Here is a 22,128-nt window from a genome sequence, read left to right as displayed (position 1 = left end):
CCTGCGAAAATACTAAAATTTGAAATAATCAGCATAGTGATTAACAGAGAATTTAGTTTTTATTTAGCAATACTTAAGCCAAACCAAACTGCCAAAATTCCAAGAAAAACACTCAATCCGATATAGGCAAAGGCCAAAAGTGTGTTGTTGTTTTGAAATAAAAATTGATTTTCGATACTAAACGCTGAAAAAGTTGTAAAACCACCGCAAAAACCTGTGATAAGAAACCATTTTAGACTGTCGTTAGTGAATTGATTTTTTTCTAAATAACCCACAAAAAGTCCAATCAGAAAACAGCCAATAATATTAACGATAAAAGTTGCTAAAGGAAAAGCATTCATCCAAAATTTAGAAACCAAAACATTTGTCAAGTAACGAAGAACACTTCCAATAGCGCCGCCAATTGCTATATATAAAATGGTTTTTAGCATAAATGATTATTTTCTATTTGTATTTTTCTTTGGGATGATTTTTGATTTTGGGATTGGTTTTCTACTAGTTTGAACTTTTGATTTAGGCAAACTTGCTTCTTCTGTTTTGCTCGAAGGTTCTATTAATTTATTTAACTGTTTGATTTCGTCATCTGTTAAATCACGATAACGACCAACAGGAATATCAAGAGAAATATTGATGATACGTGTTCTTTTTAGCGCTGTAACTTCATAATCTAGAAACTCACACATTCTACGAATTTGTCTATTTAAGCCTTGGGTTAAAATAATTCTAAATATATTTTTACTGATTTGTTCTACTTTACATTTTCGGGTAACGGTATCTAAAATAGGAATTCCGTTGCTCATTCTTTCAATAAATCTATCAGTAATAGGACGATTTACAGTAACAATATATTCTTTCTCGTGATTATTTCTGGCTCTGAGAATTTTGTTTACAATATTGCCGTCATTTGTCATGAAAATTAATCCTTCTGAAGCTTTATCTAAACGACCAATCGGGAAAATTCGTTTCGGATAATTGATGTAATCTACAATGTTATCGCGAACTTTTTGATTGGTTGTACATTCAATACCTACAGGTTTGTGAAATGCAAGGTAAACAGGTTTTTCATGATTTTCACGAATCAATTTTCCATCCACTCTGATTTCATCTTCAGAGGAAACTTTTGTGCCTAATTCTGGAATTTTTCCATTGATGGTAATTCTTCCTTGCTCTAATAATTTATCGGCTTCACGTCGTGAACAAAATCCTGATTCTGATAGAAATTTATTAATTCGTGTTTGATTAGATTCCATGCAACAAATATAAAACAATTTGGCAACAATATATTTGAACTAATTTTATAGAAAACCTCTTGATAAATAAGTTAATAATTTACTACTTAAATAGTAAAATGAAATGCATACATATTAAGTTTTTGTTATTTTTGCAGCCATGAAAATACACGGAAAACTTATTATAATTGGTGGTGCTGTTGATAAAGGCAGTTTTACTGAAAAAGATTTGGACAAAAGTGCTCCAAAAAACTTGAATTTCTTCGAGGAAGGAATATTGAAAAGAATCATAAAAGAATCAAAACATAAAGAATTATCTAGAATAGAAGTAATTACTACTGCTTCAAGCATACCAAGAGAAATTGGTCCTGAATATGTAAAAGCTTTCAACTATCTTGGTGCTACGAATATTGATGTTCTATACATTGAAAAAAGAGAACAAGCAAATGAAACTGAAGTTTTAGAAAGAATTAAAAATGCAGATGTAGTAATGTTTACTGGTGGCGATCAATTAAGATTATCATCAATTTTAGGTGGAACACAAATGCATCAAATCATTTTAGATAAATATAAAAATGAAGATTTTATCTATGCTGGAACTTCTGCTGGTGCAGCTGCTGCTTCAACAAACATGATTTATCAAGGAAGTAGTTCGGAAGCTTTATTGAAAGGTGAAGTGAAAATTACTTCTGGTTTAGCCTTAATAGATGATGTAATTATTGATACACATTTTGTAAAACGCGGTCGAATTGGACGTTTATTTCAAGCTGTAGTTGGAAATCCAAAAGTTTTAGGAATAGGATTGGGTGAAGATACAGGTTTGTTGATACTAAATGGACGTCAAATGGAAGCTATTGGTTCAGGACTTGTGATTTTGGTTGATGGTAGAGAAATAAAAGACACTAATTTAACCCAAGTAGAATTAGGGCAACCAATTTCAATTAATCATTTGGTCACACACGTTATGAGTAATCGAGATACATTTGATTTAGATACTTTTAAAATGACGATTCATTCTTCACAATACGTATGAAAATAATTATTCACGGCGGATTTTTCTCTGAATCGTCAACCAATAATGAAACAAAAATTGCCAAGCAACAAGCTTTATTGCGAATTGTAAAAGATTCTTATGAATTTTTAAAAACACATTCTGCTTTAGAAACGGTAGTTTATGCTACTTCATTATTAGAAGACGATGCTTTATTCAATGCAGGAATTGGTTCTCAAATTCAAAGTGATGGGAAGATTAGAATGAGTGCTTCACTAATGGATGGAACAACTCAAAAATTCAGCGGTGTTATTAATATTGAAGAAGTAAAAAATCCAATTCAAGTAGCTCAGGTTTTAATGAAAGTAGATGACCGAGTTTTGAGTGGAGAAGGAGCAACCCAATTTGCAAGACAACATGGTTTTGAAAAATTTTCTACCGAAATTCCACAACGTAGAGCAGAATATGAAGCAAAATTAGCTGGAACTGGTGTTGGTACTGTTGGTTGCGTAGCTTTGGATAACGATGGAAAACTAGCAGTAGCAACTTCAACCGGCGGAAAAGGTTTTGAAATCGTTGGTCGTGTTTCAGATTCGGCTACAGTAGCTGGAAATTATTGTAATGAAATCTGTGGTGTAAGTCTAACTGGAGTTGGTGAAGACATTGTTAGCAATGCAACTGCTACAAAAATTGTAACTCGTGTTACCGATGGATTTACACTAGAAAAAGCTTTTGCAAAAACATTTGAAGAATTAAAACCATATGATGGTTTTGCTGGTGCAATAGCTATTGATAATAAAGGAAACATCTATCATCAAGATTCACATCCAACGATGGTTTTTGCCAGTTTTGATGGTGAAAATGAAGAAGTTTTTCAATAAAAAAATCCCAATCGAACGATTGGGATTTTTTATTATTAATTATCTGAGTCTGTATAACTTCTGGCATCACTATAAGTAGTTCCGTCTGTAGATTGTTTTATACTAAAACTATGATCTTGAATATTTGAAAATTTAAACCAAACTTCTGTTACAGCATTAGTGCCAGTTTGATAAGATACTTTCATTATTTTTTGACTTTGATTAACCCAAACCCAAGTTCCTGTATTAGAAAAACTTGATCCACCAAAAACTAGATTTTGTAGATATTCACCATTTGAATTAAAAAATACATCTGCAGTGAAATTTTCAGAATCATACCACCATTTATTCATTAATGTTGATTCATCTCCACTTGAAGAACTGCTGTCACTTGAACAACTTGATAATAATGTTAGACTTGTAAATAATACAAAGAATACTTTTGATAATTGTTTTTTCATTTTTTTATAGTTATAAAATCAAATATATAAAAATTTTATAATGAAAATTTATTTAAGAAAATATTTGATAATATTTTTATAAAAGACATTTTTCGATAGGAATAACATTTTTATCAGGATTTGTATTGAACTCAATTTCTCCTTTACGAATTAAATATTTATTACCATATCTTTTGTTTATTTATTATAATGATTCTTCTGCAGCAATAGAAAAACTGGATATGAAAATAGCATTATAATTCCGATAATCACTAGACTATTTCTATCGCTGTAAGCAAATCCTATAAACACTGCAATTGTACTTAATATTAATATAATAGTTGTTAACGGATGTCCCCAAGATTTGTGTGGTCTTGGTAAATCGGGTTTAGATATTCGTAATTTTATTAAAGTAATGTATGTTAATAACCAAACTGTTACAGACATGAAAGTTGCCAAAGAAAATAATATTTCAAAGGTTCCGATGCAAATTAATATAAAACCAAAAATGGATGAAAATAAAAGAGCAACGATAGGAGTACCACCTTTGTTTACAATAGTTCCTTTATGAACAAAATAACCATCTCGACTCATGCCATATAAAACTCGACTTGGAAGCATCATGTAGGCATTCAGTATACTGATAATAGAAAAAAGTGCAATAATAGTAACAACTATCGAACCTTTTTTTCCAAAGATTAATTTTGCAACATCTGCAGCAGCTAAAGGCGAATTTGCAATATTTTCTACTGGCAACACATAAAAGAAGGCCAAATTAATAATTACATAAATAATAATAACAACTAGTACTCCTAAATACATTGATTTTGGAATATTTTTTGATGGATTTTCATCTTCTTCTGCAAAAAAGCTAACGCCATGCCAACCATCATAAGTGCCTAAAACCATTTGTAATGATTTAAAAAAAGATACTATAATACTACTTTCTAAAAGGCCAGAACTTTTTTTGATTGGTGCAATTTCTACTCCTGAATAACTAAAACAAGCCATAATTAAAATAACGAATAGTAGAATTTTAATGACACTAGTAATTTTTTGGACCAAACTTCCGTTTTTAGTTCCACTAGCATGAAGCAGTGTAAAACCAAGTAGAAAGGCAATTGCAATTATGGTTGTGTGATTTTCCCATTGCGGGACTAATAAAACCAAATATTCACTAATAACAATACAAAAAAATGCTGGTGCAATGGCGCAGGTTAGATAATCAAACCAACCTGTTATGAATCCAAAATAATTTCCAAAAGCATGTTTCACATAATTATAGGAACCACCTGCTTTTGGAAACATGGTTGCAAGTTCGGAATATGCACCACAACCAAGTAAAACATATATACCGCCTAAAATCCAGCAAGAAATAATTAGCCAATGATTATCAAGCAATCCAGCAATTGCTCCTGGCGTTCTCAAGATTCCTACTCCAATAGTTCCTCCAATTAAAATTGCTATACCAAAGCTAACTCCAAGGATTTTTTTTAAGTGATTGGGCGAGTTGTTTTCCATGAAGATTATGGTTTTTTAATTATAAAATGAAATACACTTTTTTAATCTTACCATTTTCAACATGATAGATAGCTGTTCCTTCTATTGATTTTTTTCCAAATTGAACGTGTTCTTTGTCAATAACAATATTTCCTTGAGTAATTCTACCAACTAATTCACAATGAAGATTTGGCGTGTTATCAAACATAGTTGCATATATTTTTCGCATTTCTTCTTTGCCTTTAAATTGCAACGTATTTGGATAATCATATACTTCTACATCATCAGCATAAGTATCTAAAAAAGCATCAATATTTCTATAGTTATAGGCGTTTAATTGACGTTGTACTAACTCAGTTGGTGTTTCTTCAACTATTTTTTCAGGAGAAAAAACAACACCTTTATTGATGACTTTGTCTATTTTAGTAATGTTATCTAAATTATCTATTGGATTAGCATTCAATAAAATCAAGTTTGCTTTTTTACCAGCTGAAATAGTTCCAAATTCTTTTTCTTTATTTAAAATTTTTGCACCATTTATTGTGGAAGCTTGAATGATTTGCCATGTATTCATACCAGATTTTTGCATCGCTTGTAATTCGGTCAGATATGATGAGGCATGCATTGTTCCTATATTTCCTGCATCGGTTCCTGTTGTAATTAAAACGCCTGCATCCGACAATCTTTTTAAGTTTTGCATGCAGGTAGAAACCGATTTTTTTGTGCTTTCAATACTTGAAGCGGAATTTGCTCGATTCTTATACTTGTTGATTAATAAAGTGTCTGATAAATGTTTTAAATCCAATAAACTTCCCAATTGAAATGGATTGGCTTTGCTTATTTCAAATGTACTTGGGTTTACTTTTTGACCAAAAGTGTTCATGTATCCTTCTTCAACTATTAAAGTAGGACAAAGAATAACTTTGTTCTTTTTTAATAATTGGATAAAATCATCTTTTAAAATTTCATCATCCACACTATGAACTAAAAAATCAGCGCCATTTTCTACCGCCAATTGTGCTGTTATTCTTTCGGTAGCATGAACAGCAACTTTTAAGTTATTTTTGTGCGCTTCATCAATAATTGCTTTAATGATGGGCAAATTTTTTCGAGCACTTGCTTCAATGCCTAATCCATCGGCTGCTGCTATGTACCAAATTTTTATAAAATCAGGTTTGAAAGGCAGTTGCGCTTGAACTCCTTTTATGCCGTCTTCAATTGTCTTTGTCAAAATAAAAGGTTCATCTCCGTTTAAATTTTCATAGACTTTTGGCTCATAGGTTGTCAATAATGGACCAGTCATATAAATAGACGGAGCATAATCTGCATCTTTAAAAGTATTTCTTTGTTTTAACAAGTTTGTGTTTGCGCCAACATCAATTACATTCGTAATACCATTTTGCAAATAGCGACGCAATTTGTCTTCCATGGTTTGTTTTAATAATTCTATTTCTTTATCGTATGGCATATACTTTCTTAAATCAATTGCATCTGGTCGTGCATATAAGCCACCGTTTTGAAAGAAATGTATATGAGCATCGGTTAAACCCGGAAAAAGAAATTTTCCAGTTCCATCAATTATTGTTGCATTTGCTGGAATTTTAACTTTGCTAGACTGAATTTTAGAAATCAAATCTTTGTCAATAACAACCGTTTGATTTGGAATTATTTTTTTGTTTTCTACGTCAGCAATAGAAACATTGGTAATATAGGTTTGTGCTGAAACTGAAATCGAGAATAGTAAAACTTTAATCGATAGAATGATTTTAACTTTCATAAGAATTATTTTTTTAGTTTTAATTTTGTTCCATAGGTTAATTGTCTCCAAATCCATTCTATAGGTCCAAAACGGAAATGTTGTAACCACAGTTTGCTCAATAGAATTTGGAAAATAAAGAGAGTAATTACAATTCCAATAATTATTGTGAAACCAAATTTTCCTGCCAATCCAAAACCAACATTGTAAAAAAGTGTAATTGAAATTAAGGTTTGGAATAGATAGTTGGACAACGCCATTTTACCAACAGGTGCAAAATTGTTTAAAAAACCTTTTCTTTTTTGATAGAGCAAAGCTAATCCAGCAAAATATCCTAACGCTAAAGGAACTGTTCCCAGTGCATACGAGATACTTACTGATAATTGAGATGCAAAACTATCATCTCCGGTAAAAGTAAAAAAGGTTCTAGATATGGAAATAGGTAGTCCAATTAAAAATCCATAAAGCGCTATTTTTTTTAGTAAATTATTATTGGTTAATAAATTATGATGCAAAATTTGTCTTCCAAACCAAATGCCAATTAAGAAAATACCAAAAACTTTAAATAATCTACCTTCCATAAATAAATAATATATTCTAACAAAGACATTAGAAAAATTAGTTTGAAAAAAGGTTATTAAACTTTCATTTTTAAGCATAGCTCCAAAATTAGTTGCCATTACACCATTTCGTTCAGCAACTACTAAATGAAAGTAATTGGCAATTTTTGCATTGGTTTCAAGAAATATTTTGGGATAATCTAAATGAAAATAGTGTATTATAATGGTGTTAAGAATTGGAAGTAAAAGTAAAATGATTGACAAACGAATGAGTTTCTTGTTATCAGTTTTAATGAAAATAAGTAACCCAGAACCCAAAAAAGCATATAAAGTTAAAATATCTCCAACCCAGAAAAGAGAAATATGAATAGCTCCAATCACCAATAACCAAAACATTCTTTTCTTAAAAAATGAACCAAAAGATTGATTTCTTGCTATCAGATTTTCATATTGAATGGTAATTCCAATTCCGAAAAGCAAGGAAAAGATGGTGTAGAATTTTCCATCAACTATAGTATATAAAATAATATCGACCCAATCGTCAGTTGGTAAAGTAATGCCATTCTTTATAATCTCATCTGAAAGGAAAAAAAGTCCTGAGAAAACTGGAATATTTGCTGTGAAAATGAAAAATATAGCAATGCCTCGCATTATGTCTAAAAAATCAATTCGGTCTTCTTTTTGAATGGGTAAAACTTGGTTTTGGTTAGGTTCCATATAGGTTACTATTGATATTTATTAAAACTGGAAGTAAATAAATTGTTCACCACTTCCTTGAGAAATAACAATTAAGAAAAACATTGCTGCCCAAACTACACCTAAAACCCAAGGTTTTACTTTTGTTGATACTTCTTTCATGGATGTATTTCGCATAATCCAATGACATAAGAATAAAATACTAATCAGCGTTAATACTTTAATGACATCAAAGTTTTGTAGAATTTTTTCTCCATCTGAATTCATAAATAACATAGACGTTATCATATTTTTAGCAGTTGAAAATTCTCTTGCTCTAAAAAACACCCAAGTAAAATTCACTAAAGTATAGGTCATTAAAGCTAGAATTATACCGTTGAATGCATTGATTTTTATTTTAATAAAGTTTTTGAGTAATCTTTCTACAACCAAATATATTCCGTGAAGCGCACCCCAAATAACGAAAGTCCATGCAGCACCATGCCATAAACCTCCAAGAAGCATGGTCAACATTAAAGCGACATACATACGTGTTATACCATGTTTATTTCCACCTAATGGGATGTACAAATAATCGCGAAGCCAACTTGATAATGATATGTGCCAACGTTTCCATAAATCAGAAAAACCTATTGCTGCATAGGGATATTTAAAGTTGTCCATTAATGTAATTCCTAACATTAATGATATCCCAATGGCACAAGTTGAATAACCAGCAAAATCAAAAAATATTTGTCCAGAGAAAGCTAATGTTCCTGTCCATGCGTCTAAAGAATTTAATACTTTTCCTGAACCATAAATTGTGTCTGCTGTATTTGAAAGTAATGTATCTGCCAACACTATTTTTTGAAATAAACCAATAGTTAAAAGAAACATTCCCCAAATAAACTGATTTATAGTTGCTTTTTTTTCTTCATAAAATTGAGTTACTAAATCTTGTGCTCTAACAATTGGACCAGCTACTAATTGTGGAAAAAATGTAACATATAAAGCAAAGTCTAGAAATGTTTTTGCTCTTTCACAACTTCTATTATACATATCAATGGTATAAGACATCGTTTGGAATGTATAAAAAGAAATACCCATTGGCAGAATAATATCCATAGGTCGTGGATGATAGTCAACACCTATTTGGTTCATTAATAGAGTAAAATTTTCCAATAGAAAATTACCGTATTTAAAGAAAAATAAGAAACCTAAATTGACAGCCATACTTAATAATAGCCATAATTTACGTTGGGTTTGATTTTCAACAATAGATAGTTTTTTTCCAGTAATCCAATCGACAACAGTAGAAATCCAAAGTAAAATAACCAAAGGTGGATTCCATAATCCATAAAAAACATAACTAGCAAAAAGCAACATTTTTTTTTTGAATGTCCAATTGAATAGTTTTGAATAATAAAGTGCTAAAACTATAATTAAAAACACTACGAAACTTAACGAATTGAATAGCATAATTAGTTAGTTTTAGAGTTAGTTAATAGATTGTCAGATTTCATTAGCTTCACTAATTCTCTAGTAAAATATATTGCATCTTTTTCTGAAAGATGAGATTCTTCAGGACAAGTAAGATGTTTGAATTGTTCATAATCTTCAAAATGATAGCTTTTTACTTGAGCTTGTTTAACAAGTTCATCCCAAAAATCTTTTCTTGGTAGTTTCATGTTTTCACCCATTCTAACTCCGCCACTTGAAGGACATCTGATTAACAACACAGTTCCATTTCTTGCTTTAAACTTTTTTAAATCCTCAAGAAAATAAGCTGTAGTTGATTTTTTATCTGGTGGTGGCGCACCTTTTCCGAAATAATGCCAAACTTTTATGATTGAGTTTGCAAAAGCAGTATCAACTGCCGTTTTATTGGTCATTTTCATATTTCGGTCTAAATTGGTATCACCGAAATAATAAAAAGGCGGTGCATAAGGATTTTTTGTTCTGTTTTCGCCAACTCTAACTTGTCTTAATAATGATTTTAAATCAATATCATCATCCCATTCTTCTTCTTCCGCCGACATTAAAACCAAATTTTGTTGTAATGGTATAGATAATTCAAAATTTAAACGTTGTGCATAAGTTCTGTTCTTAAAATAATCAGTTCTGGATTGAGATCTTTTCCATGGAAAAGCTTCTGGAAATGTTGTAGAAAAGAACAAACCTGGCGTTACACCAATAATAATGGTTCCATTAAAGTTGGTGTTGTTTACAATGTCATGAAATGTTGGTAATGGTGAAGCTCCAGGACAAGCTAATTGAATAGGTTTTTTTCCGCTGGCTTCTTCAAATGTCTTGATTTGAATATCAAAAAATGCTCTAGATGAACCCAGAATAATTACATCTTCCTTGGTTGCTGTTTCAGCATCTGCACGATGCATAGCCCAAAGAGATTTGTCTTCATTTAGCGTTGGATATTTTCCGTTGGAACGCCAGTAGAATTCCCAAGCTGCAATACTAATTGCACTTAGTATAAATGCAATTATTAGTGATTGTTTTAAATTCATATTGGTTGGTTTTTGGTTGGTGTTTGATTATTGTTTGTTTACTTTCATGTTAATTTTATTATATGAGTATATCTATATATTTTTTTACTTAGAACGTATATTGAAATAACTACAAGTTCCTATTAGTGAAACTATTTCAGAAGACATTACTTTTTTATTTGCTTATTGACAACAAGATACTGAAAATAAATTTACAATAATTCTTAATAATAAAATTGTTATTGTATTCTTTCGCTTGGTTTTTATTTTATTGAATACATTTCCAAATCTTATATTGTTTAATTCAAAATTTTTATACTTGTGTTAATGTTACTAGCATTCCCTGACTTTCAATGTCCTTTTTTTCAAGATGTTCAATGCTTTTCACTTGATGATTAATATTTAAAAATTGCAATAAAACCCAACTGATAAATATGAATATAGAAAAGCTAATAATACTAATTTCCCAACTAAAGTTAGTTCGAATTGGACTAATTAATGCCGCAAAAGCAATCCGACCAATGTTGCTAATTGTCATGTATAAAGTAAATTGACTTGCAGATATTTTTTTCCAACAACATTCCATGCAAATTGCGAAAAAGCCAATATTGCAAAATACCATAAGTAGAGAATAGATAAACATGTAGCTATTAATTAAAAGTGTATTTACCCAGAAATTTTTAAGAAAAGCTATCAGCAATGTGGAAGTTATTAATACTAAAAGGTATGTATTAAGCATGCGTTTTTTTCCAAATTTATCTATTAAAATTCCACCAATCAACATTCCACTTATTCCACCTATTAAAGATGAAGTGGCAAATACTTGTGAATAGGCTAAGTCTGTCCAACCTAGATTTTTAACAGTAAATAAAGGTAATAGAATGTCCATATAATTTTGGCAACCACAAACTATAAATCCTATAATTGCAATTAGTAATGAGTTTTTTAAGCTAAAAACACTGAATAAGGATTTGAAAATTGTTTTCCAATTAGTTACTTGTAATTTTTTGTTTTCAGGTGAAGCTTGACCTTTTGTCCAAGGCAAGGTTTTTTCTCCTGGACGTTCTTTTAAAAAAATAGGAACTAGCATAATGAAACCAACTAAAATTGAAAGCATTGCGATAGAAATTGCAAAACTATAGGTGTTTAAGAGCCAACTTCCAAGAGCTAAAGATGATGACGTTCCAACTATTTTTGAACCCCACATAAATCCATTTGCTCTAGCCTGTTCTTCAATTGGTATTATGTCTACAGCCATTCCATCGGTAGCAACATCCTGAAAAGCACCAAAAAAAGAAACTATGAATCCAAAAAGCATCAATAAATTTAAATTGTTCAAAGGATCAGGAATAAATGACATCAAAATAAAACTGGTCATTAAACCCAATTGACCAAAAATAACCCATGGTCTTTTACGTCCCATTGATAAAATGGTGTAACGGTCCATCATTGGTGCAACGATGAATTTAAAACTCCATGGCAATCCGCAAGCAATGGCAAAACTGGCAATTTCTCCAGCTGATTTTCCATTCATTGCCATCCATGCAGGAATACCAAATAATAACATTCCTTCCGGAACACCTTGTGCAAAATAGAGTGCGATAAAATTAAAATAGCGTAAAAATGTGTTTTCAGAAAGTGATGGTAGGTTAGTAGTACTCATATTTGCTTCATTTCATTAAATTACTAGTATGAATGTTATTAATTAAATGCGTCATTTAGTTTTTTGGTATCAACATATTGCTGAAAAGCCACTACTTTGCCATCTTTTAATGTCCAAAGATGTGCAACTTGTGCATCATATTCTGCACCATTTTTTTTGACTTTCCCTTTGTAACGTAGTGTTGCTAAAACCTGATTGTTCTCCATTTTATGAAGTTTAATATAAGATAATTTAAAGTAGTCATGTTCAGCTCCAACTCTGGCAAAAACACCATTCAATACAGCTTCAGGTCCAATATATGGATTGCCATCAGCATAAGGGTTTCCTTCGGCTTCATACCAAACAATTTTTGAATCCATGCTTGCTAAAACAGCTGGAATATCACCAACCGAGAAAGCTTTATATAAATTATCTACTATCGTTGCGTTATCAGTAGTAGAATTATTTTTTTGAGCTTCTTTTTTCATTTGAGAAAATGAAACTGAAACACAAAAACAAGTCACGAATAATAGAATTGTATTTTTCATTTTTATATTTTTTTAGTAATTAAATAATGTTTCTTTTATAGGTCTAAATTGCATTCCTAACTCTTTTTTTGCCAAATCATTTTTATAAATAATTTGACCAATTTCTTTTGGTTCTTGTTGGTTTAACATCAGGTTCATATCTGATATTTTATAAGTTTCGGTTGCCAATAAATAATCCTTTCCATGCAAACCTTTGGTAGTGGCAGCTTTATAAATAGCTTTGGCTACATCTTCTACATCTACTAGAGAAAAAGAAATATTATCGTCAAAAAGCATTTGAATAAATGCATCAGGAGCAATTTTGTTTTTAATTAAAAATTGCAAACCGTTAGATGTTGAATCTTCTCTGTTAGAAAGCGATTTTCCCATTACACCAACAGGTGAAACGGTTGTAATTTCAAACGAAAGGTTTGTATTTTCTTTAATGAATTTCTCCACAACTTGATTGGCAATAAATTTTGCTTGAGCATACGGATGACTATTTGTAGAACTAAATCTTGAGTCATTTTCATCAAAGGAATCTGTGAAACTTTTTCCATCAGCCGGAAAAGGAAAATTAGTATTCCATCCAGCAACTGAGGCTATAAAAACAACTTTTTCTATTTCTGGAGTTAAACTAATTATTTCTAAAAAATTCTCAGTACCATTTATAGTTGGGTTAAATAATTCTGTTTCAGCATCTTGAAAATCTAAAATAAAAGGCGTTCCACCATGAATAATTATATCACAACTAGAAACAAAATCGAGTAGTGAAGCTTTGTCTTCTACATTCATTTCAGATATCTGAAGATTATCACTATGCTTTAGCAACATCAAATGTTGGTATTTGTCTTCTCGCGTAATATCAGTTGTAGATACTTTTACTTCAAATCCATTCTCTAAAAACGTTTTGGTGATATAGCTTCCAATGAAGCCTGAACCTCCAATGATACCTACTTTTTTCATTTTTAGATTTTTTAAAAAAACCTACAAGGGTTTTAAAGTCTTGTAGGTTTTCGAATTAATAATTATTAGTTTGTTACTGTTTCCTCGGTTGGAGTAGGAGTTTCAGGTTTGCTAAGCATATCAGTTACAATTTCTGAGTTATCCCAATAACCATATTCTCTAACTATTTTGCCATCTATAAATCGTGCTGTATTATGAAACGGAATTTGATATACTTTTCCTGTAGATTTCATGGTTCCTTTCCATAAACCCCAATAGTTTACCCAAGTTTCACCTTTATCAGTTACTACCATTTCATATTCATCATCTTCAACAACCCAAGTAAATAATTCAGCATCTTTTTGGCTTTGTTCAATAGCTTGTGCTACTGTTTTTGCTTTATCCTTGGTTACATTATTTAATACTTTTGCAGTATCAGCATAATGTTTCGGATAATCTTCCCAATTCATGGTTTTATAATCCTCCATTACTTTTTTATAAGTATCAATTTCAGGCGAATTTTGTGTATATCGAACTTCTTGTTTGCAGGCAATAAAGAATACAGCTGCAAGTCCTAATAGAATTATTTTTTTCATTTTTATTTTGCTTTATAATTAATATTATTTTTTTTCAGGATAACTTAAATCAGCTTTATAATAAGATGATTCACTTTTATAATGTGATAATAACGGATATAATTCATCCCATTTCTTTCCCCATTCATCACCAAGTAGTTTATTGTTCTCTGCACTTGCAGTTGCTTGGCTTTGCGCATCTTTTGCTCTGATTACAGCCAAATAAAATTCTTCTTCAGCTCCAAAACCACTGTGCATTATAAAGTATGGAAGTTTTGAACCTTTTTTTGCCCACAATTCCTTTATCTCTTTTAATTTATTAGCTACAGCTTCTGAATTTCCTGGCGATACATACATATAATAATATTTATTATAATCTCCTTCTGCTGATTTTCCTTCTGGCATATAAGACAAATCACTTACATAAGTTGCCATAAAATTTTGATGCGAATCATAACATTTATCAAAACGATCAAACATTGCTTTAAATTTTTCAGCACCCATTTTATCTCGCATTGATTTCAAAATATCTTTGTCCATATCAGCAAAACTTTTCAACGGACTAGAATAATAATAGGAACCATTATCATGTCTCCAAACATTAAAATTAAAATCAGGAACATTATACGTTTTGCAAGCATCTGCAAATTCCTTTGCAACTTTTTCATAGGTTGCTTCCATAGATGGTTTTACATGATCAACATGTATCCAAAACATCTGATTTTGTGCTTTTACTGTGTTTGAAAAAAACAACAGAAAGGCAACAACTGCATAAATTGTAATTTTTAAATTTTTCATTGTATTGTTGATTTAATTGGTTATTAATATTTATCTAAGTAACATTAAATCAGTAACTAAACGAAGTCATCTAGGACGAAACAACTCTTTTTCTGTCCCAAGAGGTATTATTATTTATCAAAGCAAACCTTAAACAAGTAATTAAAAACCTTGAATAGGCAATTGTAATCCTTGAATAGGCAATTGTAATCCTTGAACAGGTGATTGTAACGCTTGAATAGGCAATTGTAATCCTTGAACAGGCGATTGTAACGCTTGAATAGGCAATTGTAAAGCTTGTTATGGCTATTGCATTGCTTGTTGAAGTAGTTTTAATCTTTAAACTAAGAGATAAAATCTATTTTAAAAAGATTATTAAGCAGATTTTTTTAATTTGAAGTCAAAAATAACCGAAGTACCATTATTATTTTCCTCTTTCATAGTGCCGTTCAATTGATTGGTAAGCAAAGAAATCAATTGTCCTCCAAAACCAGTTCCTTTAATCACACCAGATTTCCCAACACCATCATCAGAAACCACTAGGTGCAATATATTTTCAGGTTGTCTTTCAAGTTTTATAGTCAAAGTACCTTTTTGATTTTCAGGAAAAGCATATTTCACCGTGTTAGTAATTAGCTCATTAATAATTAACCCCAAAGGAACAGCAGTATCAATATCCAAATCTAATTTTTCCATTGCAAGTTCGAGATGTATCTTTCCTTCAGCTCCAAAACTATCCAGTATACTTTCACTCAAATTCAAAACATACTCTTTCATTTCAATAGCTCCAAGATTTTTCCCTTGATATAATTTTTGATGAACAATACCAATCGAGTTTACCCTGTTTTGGCTTTCTTGCATAGCATCTTTGGTTTTTTTATCATCAATTTGTGCCGATTGTAGTGCCAATAATCCCGATACAACCTCCAAATTATTCTTTACACGATGATGAATTTCCTTTAACAACAATTCATTTTCGGCATTTCGTTTGTCTAAGAGCAGGTTTTTCTCTTCAAGTTCATTATTAATGGCAGCTAATTTCAAATTACTTTTTTGTTTCAATCGAACGTTTCTATAAATTAATACCAGCAATATAATACACAACCCAAGCGCAATCAAATAAAACAATTGCTGATTTTTCTTTTGCGATAACTCTTTCTCTTTATTGCTAACATCAACTTTCAGTTCGCTTTCGCGCAAACTTCTTTCATTTCGTTGTTTTTCTATTGCCAATGACGCTTCGTAAAGTTCCTTTCTATATTTTAAAGCATTTTTAAAATCACCTTTTTCTTCATAAAGAGAACCAATATTATCCAAAACAGTGATTTTTTGTTCTGTATTATCATTGAGCTCAATCAAAAGAGAATTGGCTTTTAGATAATACTCCAATGCTTCATCATATTTTTTTTCTTCCATTGCAATATAACCTAAGCCACTCAAAATATTAGAATGAATACTATGATCATTAAAACTATAATTTTCAACAACCACCAATGCTTTTAAATAATTTGCCCTTGCTTCGTCAAATTTTCTTTCTATAGTCAAATAATTAGCCAGCATACTATAATACCAAAAATGTACAGCTGGTTTTTTATAAATAGGAAGCAGCTTTTTAACTTCATTAAAATAGTAGTGCAACGAATCCTTCTTGGGTGAACTATAAAAATAATACACCAACTCCGCATTAATCATATAAAACTCCCCAGGATATTCAGAATAATGATTCTTATAAAACTTTAAACTCTGTTGCAAATACTTATGCGATAATTTTTTTTCCGATTCCAAACCATACAAACCATAATACAAACCTTTATCTAAAAGTGCTCTAGCTTGAACATTTGGAACATCCTTTTTAGTAATCAATCGAAGCGCTTTTTCAAACAAATCCAACGATTCTTCCGAATCACCTTTGTACAATTTTATGTTTGCCCAATTAACAAGATAGCCATATTTCAATAGTCTGTTCTCAGTAATTTTATTATCTAACTTATCATAATTGTTCCATTCAATTTTATAAATAGAATCCTGAGCATTCAAAGAAAATTTTGAATACTTGTTCTTATTTTTATTAAATTTTAGTTCAAGTAATTTATATTGATGCAAGGGTTCATTAGCATCAAGAACCGCAATAGCTTTAGAGGAATAATATTGAGTACTATCAGTGTTATATTGTGGCATATTGGTAAACCAATTTGCTCTCTCTTTATATTTATTGCTCAATTCCAATGCTTCTTTAGCCGAAACACCTTTATTTCCGCTTTTTTGCGAAAACATATTGAAGGTAAAAAAAAGTAAAAAACAAAGTAGTTTATAATGCATTGCTCTTTAAACTTTTTGAATATGTTGTAGTAATTCTTTTTTTAGCTCATTAGTAATAGGAAGCGCTTTTTTGGAAATTACAACATGACTTGTTGCAATTTCATCAATATGCGAAATGTTTACAATAAACGAACGATGTATTCTCAAGAAGTTTTTTGAAGGTAGTTTTCCATCCAAATCCTTTAAGGTCGAAACCACCAAATGCTCTTTTTCTTTACAATGAATTTTACAATAGTTGCGTTCAGCTTCAATATACAATACATCATCAATATACACCTTAACCATTTTATCATTATTCCTAATAAAAATGCTATCAATCAAAACAAAAGGTATATCAGAACTGGATACATCATCATCAAACTGTTTTTCTTCCTCAACTCTTTTAATCGTTAGCTCAATCGCGTGTTGTAAATCTACCTTTTTAAAAGGTTTAGAAATAAACGCAAAAGGATTAGTTTCTTTAGCTCTGTTAAAAGTATAATCGTCTGCATTAGCAGTAAGATATATAATAGGTATTTTATACTTTGGTTGTAATGAGTTTACAATATCAATTCCATCCAGTTCACCATTAAGGTTAATATCCATTAAAATAATATCAGGAAGATTTTGTTCAACATGAGCCAATACTTCTTCACCTCTCGGAATTATACCGCTAACTTCATAACCCAAATTTTTAAGTTGAAGCGAAAGATTGGCAGCAATTATCATTTCATCTTCAACAATTAAAATCTTGTATACTTTTCCCATTTAGAATAATATTATAGTTATTGGCTCTTAAAGAATTAACGCTTCGATTTAGGGAGAACAAAATATAATTTTATATACAAGAAACGCTTTGTAGGTAAAGCAAAAAGATTCAATTTTTTATCAGGAACATGAATCTAATTAACCAAAAATAAGAAATATCAATTGAATTTCAATCTATTATTCATTGAAATGTTAAAATTTGTTTAAAAAAGGATAAAAAAAATCCCAATCAAATGATTGGGATTTTGATATATAAGTAAGTTAAATCGAGGTTGTACAAACGTTTTTATTTCACTTTATTCACAACAGCTTTAAAAGCTTCTGGGTGATTCATCGCTAAATCAGCTAATACTTTACGGTTCAATTCGATACCGTTTTTCTTAACTAATCCCATGAATTGAGAATATGACATTCCGTGTAATCTAGCACCAGCGTTAATACGCACAATCCATAAAGCACGGAAGTTTCTTTTATTCTGTTTTCTATCGCGATAAGCATAAACCATCGCTTTTTCAACTGCGTTTTTCGCAACTGTCCAAACGTTTTTACGACGACCAAAGAAACCTTTGGCTTGCTTCATTATCTTTTTTCTTCTTGCTCTTTTAGCAACTGAATTTACTGATCTTGGCATAATTTTTCTGTTTTTTTGTAGCAGGCGTCCTGAATTTAATCAAAGGAACTTAAAGCCATACTCCAAGGTTATTAAATGTTTTTGTAACCTAAAGAATTATTCTTTTAATAATAAACAATAATTAATTGTTGATTAGATAATTCTTAATTGTTGTTTAATGCTTTTTTCATCTGTTGGGTGAACCAATGCAGAGTGAGTTAAAGCTAATTTACGCTTCTTAGACTTTTTAGTCAAGATGTGGCTTTTGAAAGCGTGTTTTCTTTTAATTTTTCCAGAGCCAGTAACTTTAAAACGTTTCTTAGCACTAGATTTTGTTTTCATTTTAGGCATAATTTCCCTAATTTATTTAATTTAACTTACTTACTATTTTATAAGAATTTGCACTTTGCAAATAATTTATTTTTTCTTTTTTGGAGCAATGAACATAATCATTCTTTTTCCTTCCAATACTGGCATTGCTTCAACTTTTCCAAATTCTTCTAAATCTTGAGCCAAACGTAACAATAAAATTTGTCCTTGCTCTTTATAGATTATCGAACGACCTTTAAAAAATACAAAAGCTTTTAATTTTGAACCTTCTTTTAAAAACTTCTCAGCATTTTTTCTTTTAAATTCATAATCATGCTCATCTGTTTGAGGACCAAAACGGATTTCTTTTACCGTAATTTGAGTAGACTTAGCTTTTAATTCTTTTTCACGCTTTTTTTGTTGGTAAAGAAACTTACCATAATCCATCATTTTACAAACTGGTGGTTCAGCATTTGGTGAAATCTCAACCAAATCTACTTCAAGCTCTTCGGCCATTCGTAATGCATCAGCTAATTTGTAAATTCCTGGTTCTACGTTTTCACCAACTAAACGAACTTCTGTTGCACGAATCAATTTATTAATATTGTGTGCTGCAGTTTTTTCTACTCTAGGTTTATAACCTTTATTACTTCTTATTGCTATGGCTTAAAAATTTTAATTAAACTTCAAATGTTTTTAATGTTTTACTTATTTCTTCGTTAACAATTGATACAAATTCTTCAATTGAAACTGTAGAATTTCCTTTTCCTTCTTGACCATGACGACGAACAGAAATCGTTCCATTTTTCTCTTCTTCCTCGCCAACTATCAGCATGAATGGCATTTTTTGCATTTCTGCATCTCTGATTTTCTTACCAATTGTTTCGTTGCGATTGTCAATTAGGGCGCGAATTTCGTGATTTTCTAGCAATTCTAAAACTTTTTTCGCATAATTTTCATATTTCTCACTCAAAGACAATATAATAGCTTGCTCAGGCATTAACCATAATGGGAAATTTCCTGCTGTATGTTCTAATAAAATTGCTATAAAGCGTTCCATCGAACCAAAAGGAGCACGATGAATCATAACCGGACGATGTAATTTATCATCAGCACCTTTATATGTTAGGTCAAAACGCTCAGGTAAATTGTAGTCAACTTGTATTGTTCCAAGTTGCCAACTTCTACCTAATGCATCTTTTACCATAAAGTCTAATTTAGGTCCATAAAAAGCAGCTTCACCATATTCAACAACAGTGTTTAGACCTTTGTCTTTCGCTGCGCTGATGATAGCATTTTCTGCTTTTTCCCAATTTTCATCACTACCTATATATTTATCTCTGTTTTCTTGGTCACGAAGAGAAATTTGAGCGGTGAAGTTCTCAAATCCAAGTGAACCAAAAACATAAAGAACTAAATCAATTACTTTTTTGAACTCTGAATCTAATTGATCAGGAGTACAGAATATGTGTGCATCATCTTGAGTAAATCCTCTAACACGTGTTAAACCATGTAATTCACCACTTTGTTCATATCTATATACTGTTCCAAATTCCGCATATCGTTTAGGTAAATCTTTATACGACCATGGTTTTGTATTGTAAATTTCACAGTGATGTGGACAATTCATAGGTTTCAATAAAAACTCTTCACCTTCGGCTGGTGTGTGTATTGGTTGAAAACTATCTGCACCATATTTTGCATAATGACCAGAAGTAACGTAAAGTTCTTTTTGTCCAATGTGAGGTGTAACTACTTGTTCATATCCAGCTTTTTTCTGAGCTTTCTTCAAAAATTGTTCTAATCTGTCGCGTAAAGCAGCACCTTTTGGTAACCATAATGGTAAACCTTGCCCAACTTTTTGTGAAAAAGCAAATAAATCTAATTCTTTACCAAGTTTTCTGTGGTCACGTCTTTTAGCTTCTTCTAACAATTCTAGATAATCTGTCAAATCTTTTTGTTTAGGAAAAGAAATTCCATAAACTCTTGTTAACTGCTTGTTTTTTTCATCACCTCGCCAATATGCTCCAGCAACACTCATGATTTTCATTGCTTTTATAATTCCTGTATTAGGAATATGACCGCCTCGACACAAATCAAAAAAGTTTGAATGGTCACAAAATGTAATTGTACCATCTTCCAAGTTGGAGATCAATTCAGTTTTGTATTCATTGTCTTTATAAATTTCTAAAGCTTCTGCTTTTGAAACTGAACGCATTTTAAATTCATGCTTTTCTCTGGAAATTTCTAAAACTCTTTCCTCAATTTTCTTAAAGTCTGCATCTGTTATTTTGTGTTCGCCAAAGTCTACGTCATAATAGAAGCCATTATCAATTGCTGGTCCAAGAGTTAATTTAATTCCAGGATATATTTCACCTAAAGCTTGCGCCATGACGTGTGAGGTAGAGTGCCAAAATGCTTTCTTTCCATCTTTGTCATTCCATGTATATAATATAAGTGAACCGTCGGTAGTTAATTCTGTAGATGTTTCAATAGTGACACCGTTATAAGAAGCAGAAATAACATTTCTAGCCAATCCCTCACTAATGCTTTTTGCAACATCCATTGGAGTGCTGCTATTTTCAAAATCTTTAATTGAACCGTCGGGTAATGTAATCTTTATCATTCCGTTTATTTTATGGAATGCAAATATAGTTGTTTAACAAAACACAAACAATATATATGTATACATAATTTTCTTAGTTGAATTTAAACTTTGATATCTAGAGATGGGATTTCATTGTTAAAGTATATCGAATTATTCTATATTTCAAATCCCCTTTCATTAAATTTTGTAAAAAGATAGAATTTCAAAAAGCGTATAATCAGAGATTTAAAAAATAGTTTTAAAAAAGGTTTGATAGAAGTTTGGTAGAGTGGAAAAGATGATTACTTTTGCACCCGCAATACGGCAAACGTTCTATAATTAATACTGAGAAAAAATATTCAAAAAAACTTAAAAAAAGTTTTGTTTAGGATTTTAAAAGATTATATCTTTGCCCTCCGCAAAAAGCACAAGTTTTATTTGAAAATTCATCAAAGAGAAAAAAGAAAAAAATATTTTAATTTTTTCTTGCAGGTTAAAAAAAGAGTTGTACTTTTGCACCCGCTAACCGAAAGAATAGCGAAAAAATAAAAGAATACGTTCATAGACATATTGAATTG

At 30.8% G+C, this 22,128-nt stretch carries 22 protein-coding genes; 2 read left to right on the top strand and 20 right to left on the bottom strand.

Annotated features, from left to right (window positions below; genetic code table 11):
• Positions 1–59: 59 nt before the first annotated feature.
• Positions 60–431 carry a fluoride efflux transporter CrcB gene (crcB, locus tag RN605_RS05080; protein ID WP_313322787.1) on the bottom strand — a complete coding sequence of 124 codons (372 nt, stop codon included), beginning with the start codon at positions 429–431 and terminating at the stop codon, positions 60–62.
• Between the two features lie 6 nt (positions 432–437).
• Positions 438–1,250: a 23S rRNA pseudouridine(2604) synthase RluF gene (rluF, locus tag RN605_RS05075; RefSeq protein ID WP_313322785.1), complete on the bottom strand. Its 813-nt coding sequence runs from the start codon at positions 1,248–1,250 to the stop codon at positions 438–440.
• Between the two features lie 139 nt (positions 1,251–1,389).
• Here rluF and RN605_RS05070 point away from each other — a divergent pair, with 139 nt between their 5' ends.
• Both RN605_RS05070 and RN605_RS05065 read left to right on the top strand, forming a co-directional pair.
• Positions 1,390–2,262: a cyanophycinase gene (locus tag RN605_RS05070; RefSeq protein WP_313322783.1), complete on the top strand. Its 873-nt coding sequence runs from the start codon at positions 1,390–1,392 to the stop codon at positions 2,260–2,262.
• Positions 2,259–3,101, top strand: a complete 843-nt coding sequence (locus tag RN605_RS05065) for an isoaspartyl peptidase/L-asparaginase (protein WP_313322781.1) — start codon at positions 2,259–2,261, stop codon at positions 3,099–3,101. Before RN605_RS05070 ends, RN605_RS05065 begins: the two co-directional genes overlap by 4 nt.
• 35 nt (positions 3,102–3,136) lie before the next feature.
• On the opposite strand, the gene RN605_RS05060 is transcribed toward RN605_RS05065, so the two are convergent.
• The 18 genes from RN605_RS05060 to thrS all read right to left on the bottom strand — a co-directional run bounded on the left by RN605_RS05060 (position 3,137) and on the right by thrS (position 21,589).
• Positions 3,137–3,541 carry a hypothetical protein gene (locus tag RN605_RS05060; RefSeq protein WP_313322779.1) on the bottom strand — a complete coding sequence of 135 codons (405 nt, stop codon included), beginning with the start codon at positions 3,539–3,541 and terminating at the stop codon, positions 3,137–3,139.
• A gap of 177 nt (positions 3,542–3,718) precedes the next feature.
• On the bottom strand, positions 3,719–5,041 hold the full coding sequence (locus RN605_RS05055) for an APC family permease (protein ID WP_313322777.1): 1,323 nt from the start codon (positions 5,039–5,041) through the stop codon (positions 3,719–3,721).
• A gap of 19 nt (positions 5,042–5,060) precedes the next feature.
• Positions 5,061–6,797 (bottom strand): amidohydrolase family protein, encoded by a 1,737-nt coding sequence (locus RN605_RS05050; RefSeq protein WP_313322775.1) that lies wholly within the window; start codon positions 6,795–6,797, stop codon positions 5,061–5,063.
• 5 nt (positions 6,798–6,802) lie between these two features.
• Positions 6,803–8,053 carry a DUF418 domain-containing protein gene (locus tag RN605_RS05045; RefSeq protein ID WP_313322773.1) on the bottom strand — a complete coding sequence of 417 codons (1,251 nt, stop codon included), beginning with the start codon at positions 8,051–8,053 and terminating at the stop codon, positions 6,803–6,805.
• Between the two features lie 21 nt (positions 8,054–8,074).
• Positions 8,075–9,490, bottom strand: a complete 1,416-nt coding sequence (locus RN605_RS05040; RefSeq protein WP_313322771.1) for an MBOAT family O-acyltransferase — start codon at positions 9,488–9,490, stop codon at positions 8,075–8,077.
• Positions 9,491–9,492: 2 nt separating this feature from the next.
• Positions 9,493–10,533, bottom strand: coding sequence for a hypothetical protein (locus RN605_RS05035; RefSeq protein ID WP_313322769.1), 1,041 nt, complete (start codon positions 10,531–10,533; stop codon positions 9,493–9,495).
• A gap of 292 nt (positions 10,534–10,825) precedes the next feature.
• Positions 10,826–12,175, bottom strand: coding sequence for an MFS transporter (locus RN605_RS05030; protein ID WP_313322768.1), 1,350 nt, complete (start codon positions 12,173–12,175; stop codon positions 10,826–10,828).
• A 38-nt stretch (positions 12,176–12,213) separates the two neighbouring features.
• Positions 12,214–12,702, bottom strand: a complete 489-nt coding sequence (locus tag RN605_RS05025) for a nuclear transport factor 2 family protein (RefSeq protein ID WP_313322766.1) — start codon at positions 12,700–12,702, stop codon at positions 12,214–12,216.
• Between the two features lie 12 nt (positions 12,703–12,714).
• The gene (locus tag RN605_RS05020; protein ID WP_313322764.1) at positions 12,715–13,647 is read right to left on the bottom strand and encodes an NAD-dependent epimerase/dehydratase family protein; all 933 of its coding nucleotides are present in this window, start codon (positions 13,645–13,647) and stop codon (positions 12,715–12,717) included.
• Positions 13,648–13,712: 65 nt separating this feature from the next.
• Positions 13,713–14,222 (bottom strand): nuclear transport factor 2 family protein, encoded by a 510-nt coding sequence (locus tag RN605_RS05015; protein WP_313322762.1) that lies wholly within the window; start codon positions 14,220–14,222, stop codon positions 13,713–13,715.
• 24 nt (positions 14,223–14,246) lie between these two features.
• Complete coding sequence (locus RN605_RS05010) at positions 14,247–14,999, bottom strand: hypothetical protein (protein ID WP_313322760.1); 753 nt, start codon at positions 14,997–14,999, stop codon at positions 14,247–14,249.
• 141 nt (positions 15,000–15,140) lie between these two features.
• Positions 15,141–15,266 carry a hypothetical protein gene (locus RN605_RS05005; RefSeq protein WP_313322758.1) on the bottom strand — a complete coding sequence of 42 codons (126 nt, stop codon included), beginning with the start codon at positions 15,264–15,266 and terminating at the stop codon, positions 15,141–15,143.
• 87 nt (positions 15,267–15,353) lie between these two features.
• Positions 15,354–17,252 (bottom strand): histidine kinase dimerization/phosphoacceptor domain -containing protein, encoded by a 1,899-nt coding sequence (locus RN605_RS05000; protein ID WP_313322756.1) that lies wholly within the window; start codon positions 17,250–17,252, stop codon positions 15,354–15,356.
• 51 nt (positions 17,253–17,303) lie between these two features.
• A complete protein-coding gene (locus RN605_RS04995) occupies positions 17,304–18,044 on the bottom strand; it encodes a LytR/AlgR family response regulator transcription factor (RefSeq protein WP_313322754.1) in 741 nt (246 codons plus the stop codon).
• Between the two features lie 286 nt (positions 18,045–18,330).
• Positions 18,331–18,675, bottom strand: coding sequence for a 50S ribosomal protein L20 (rplT, locus tag RN605_RS04990; protein ID WP_313322752.1), 345 nt, complete (start codon positions 18,673–18,675; stop codon positions 18,331–18,333).
• A gap of 132 nt (positions 18,676–18,807) precedes the next feature.
• On the bottom strand, positions 18,808–19,005 hold the full coding sequence (gene rpmI / locus RN605_RS04985) for a 50S ribosomal protein L35 (RefSeq protein WP_136151968.1): 198 nt from the start codon (positions 19,003–19,005) through the stop codon (positions 18,808–18,810).
• Positions 19,006–19,071: 66 nt separating this feature from the next.
• On the bottom strand, positions 19,072–19,566 hold the full coding sequence (gene infC / locus RN605_RS04980) for a translation initiation factor IF-3 (RefSeq protein WP_313325796.1): 495 nt from the start codon (positions 19,564–19,566) through the stop codon (positions 19,072–19,074).
• A 76-nt stretch (positions 19,567–19,642) separates the two neighbouring features.
• The gene (gene thrS, locus RN605_RS04975) at positions 19,643–21,589 is read right to left on the bottom strand and encodes a threonine--tRNA ligase (protein WP_313322749.1); all 1,947 of its coding nucleotides are present in this window, start codon (positions 21,587–21,589) and stop codon (positions 19,643–19,645) included.
• Between the last annotated feature and the right edge of the window lie 539 nt (positions 21,590–22,128).

This window comes from Flavobacterium sp. PMTSA4 (assembly GCF_032098525.1).
GTDB lineage: Bacteria > Bacteroidota > Bacteroidia > Flavobacteriales > Flavobacteriaceae > Flavobacterium > Flavobacterium capsici.
Note: the sequence above shows the minus strand (reverse complement) of the source record. Positions and strands in the feature narration are given on the sequence as shown.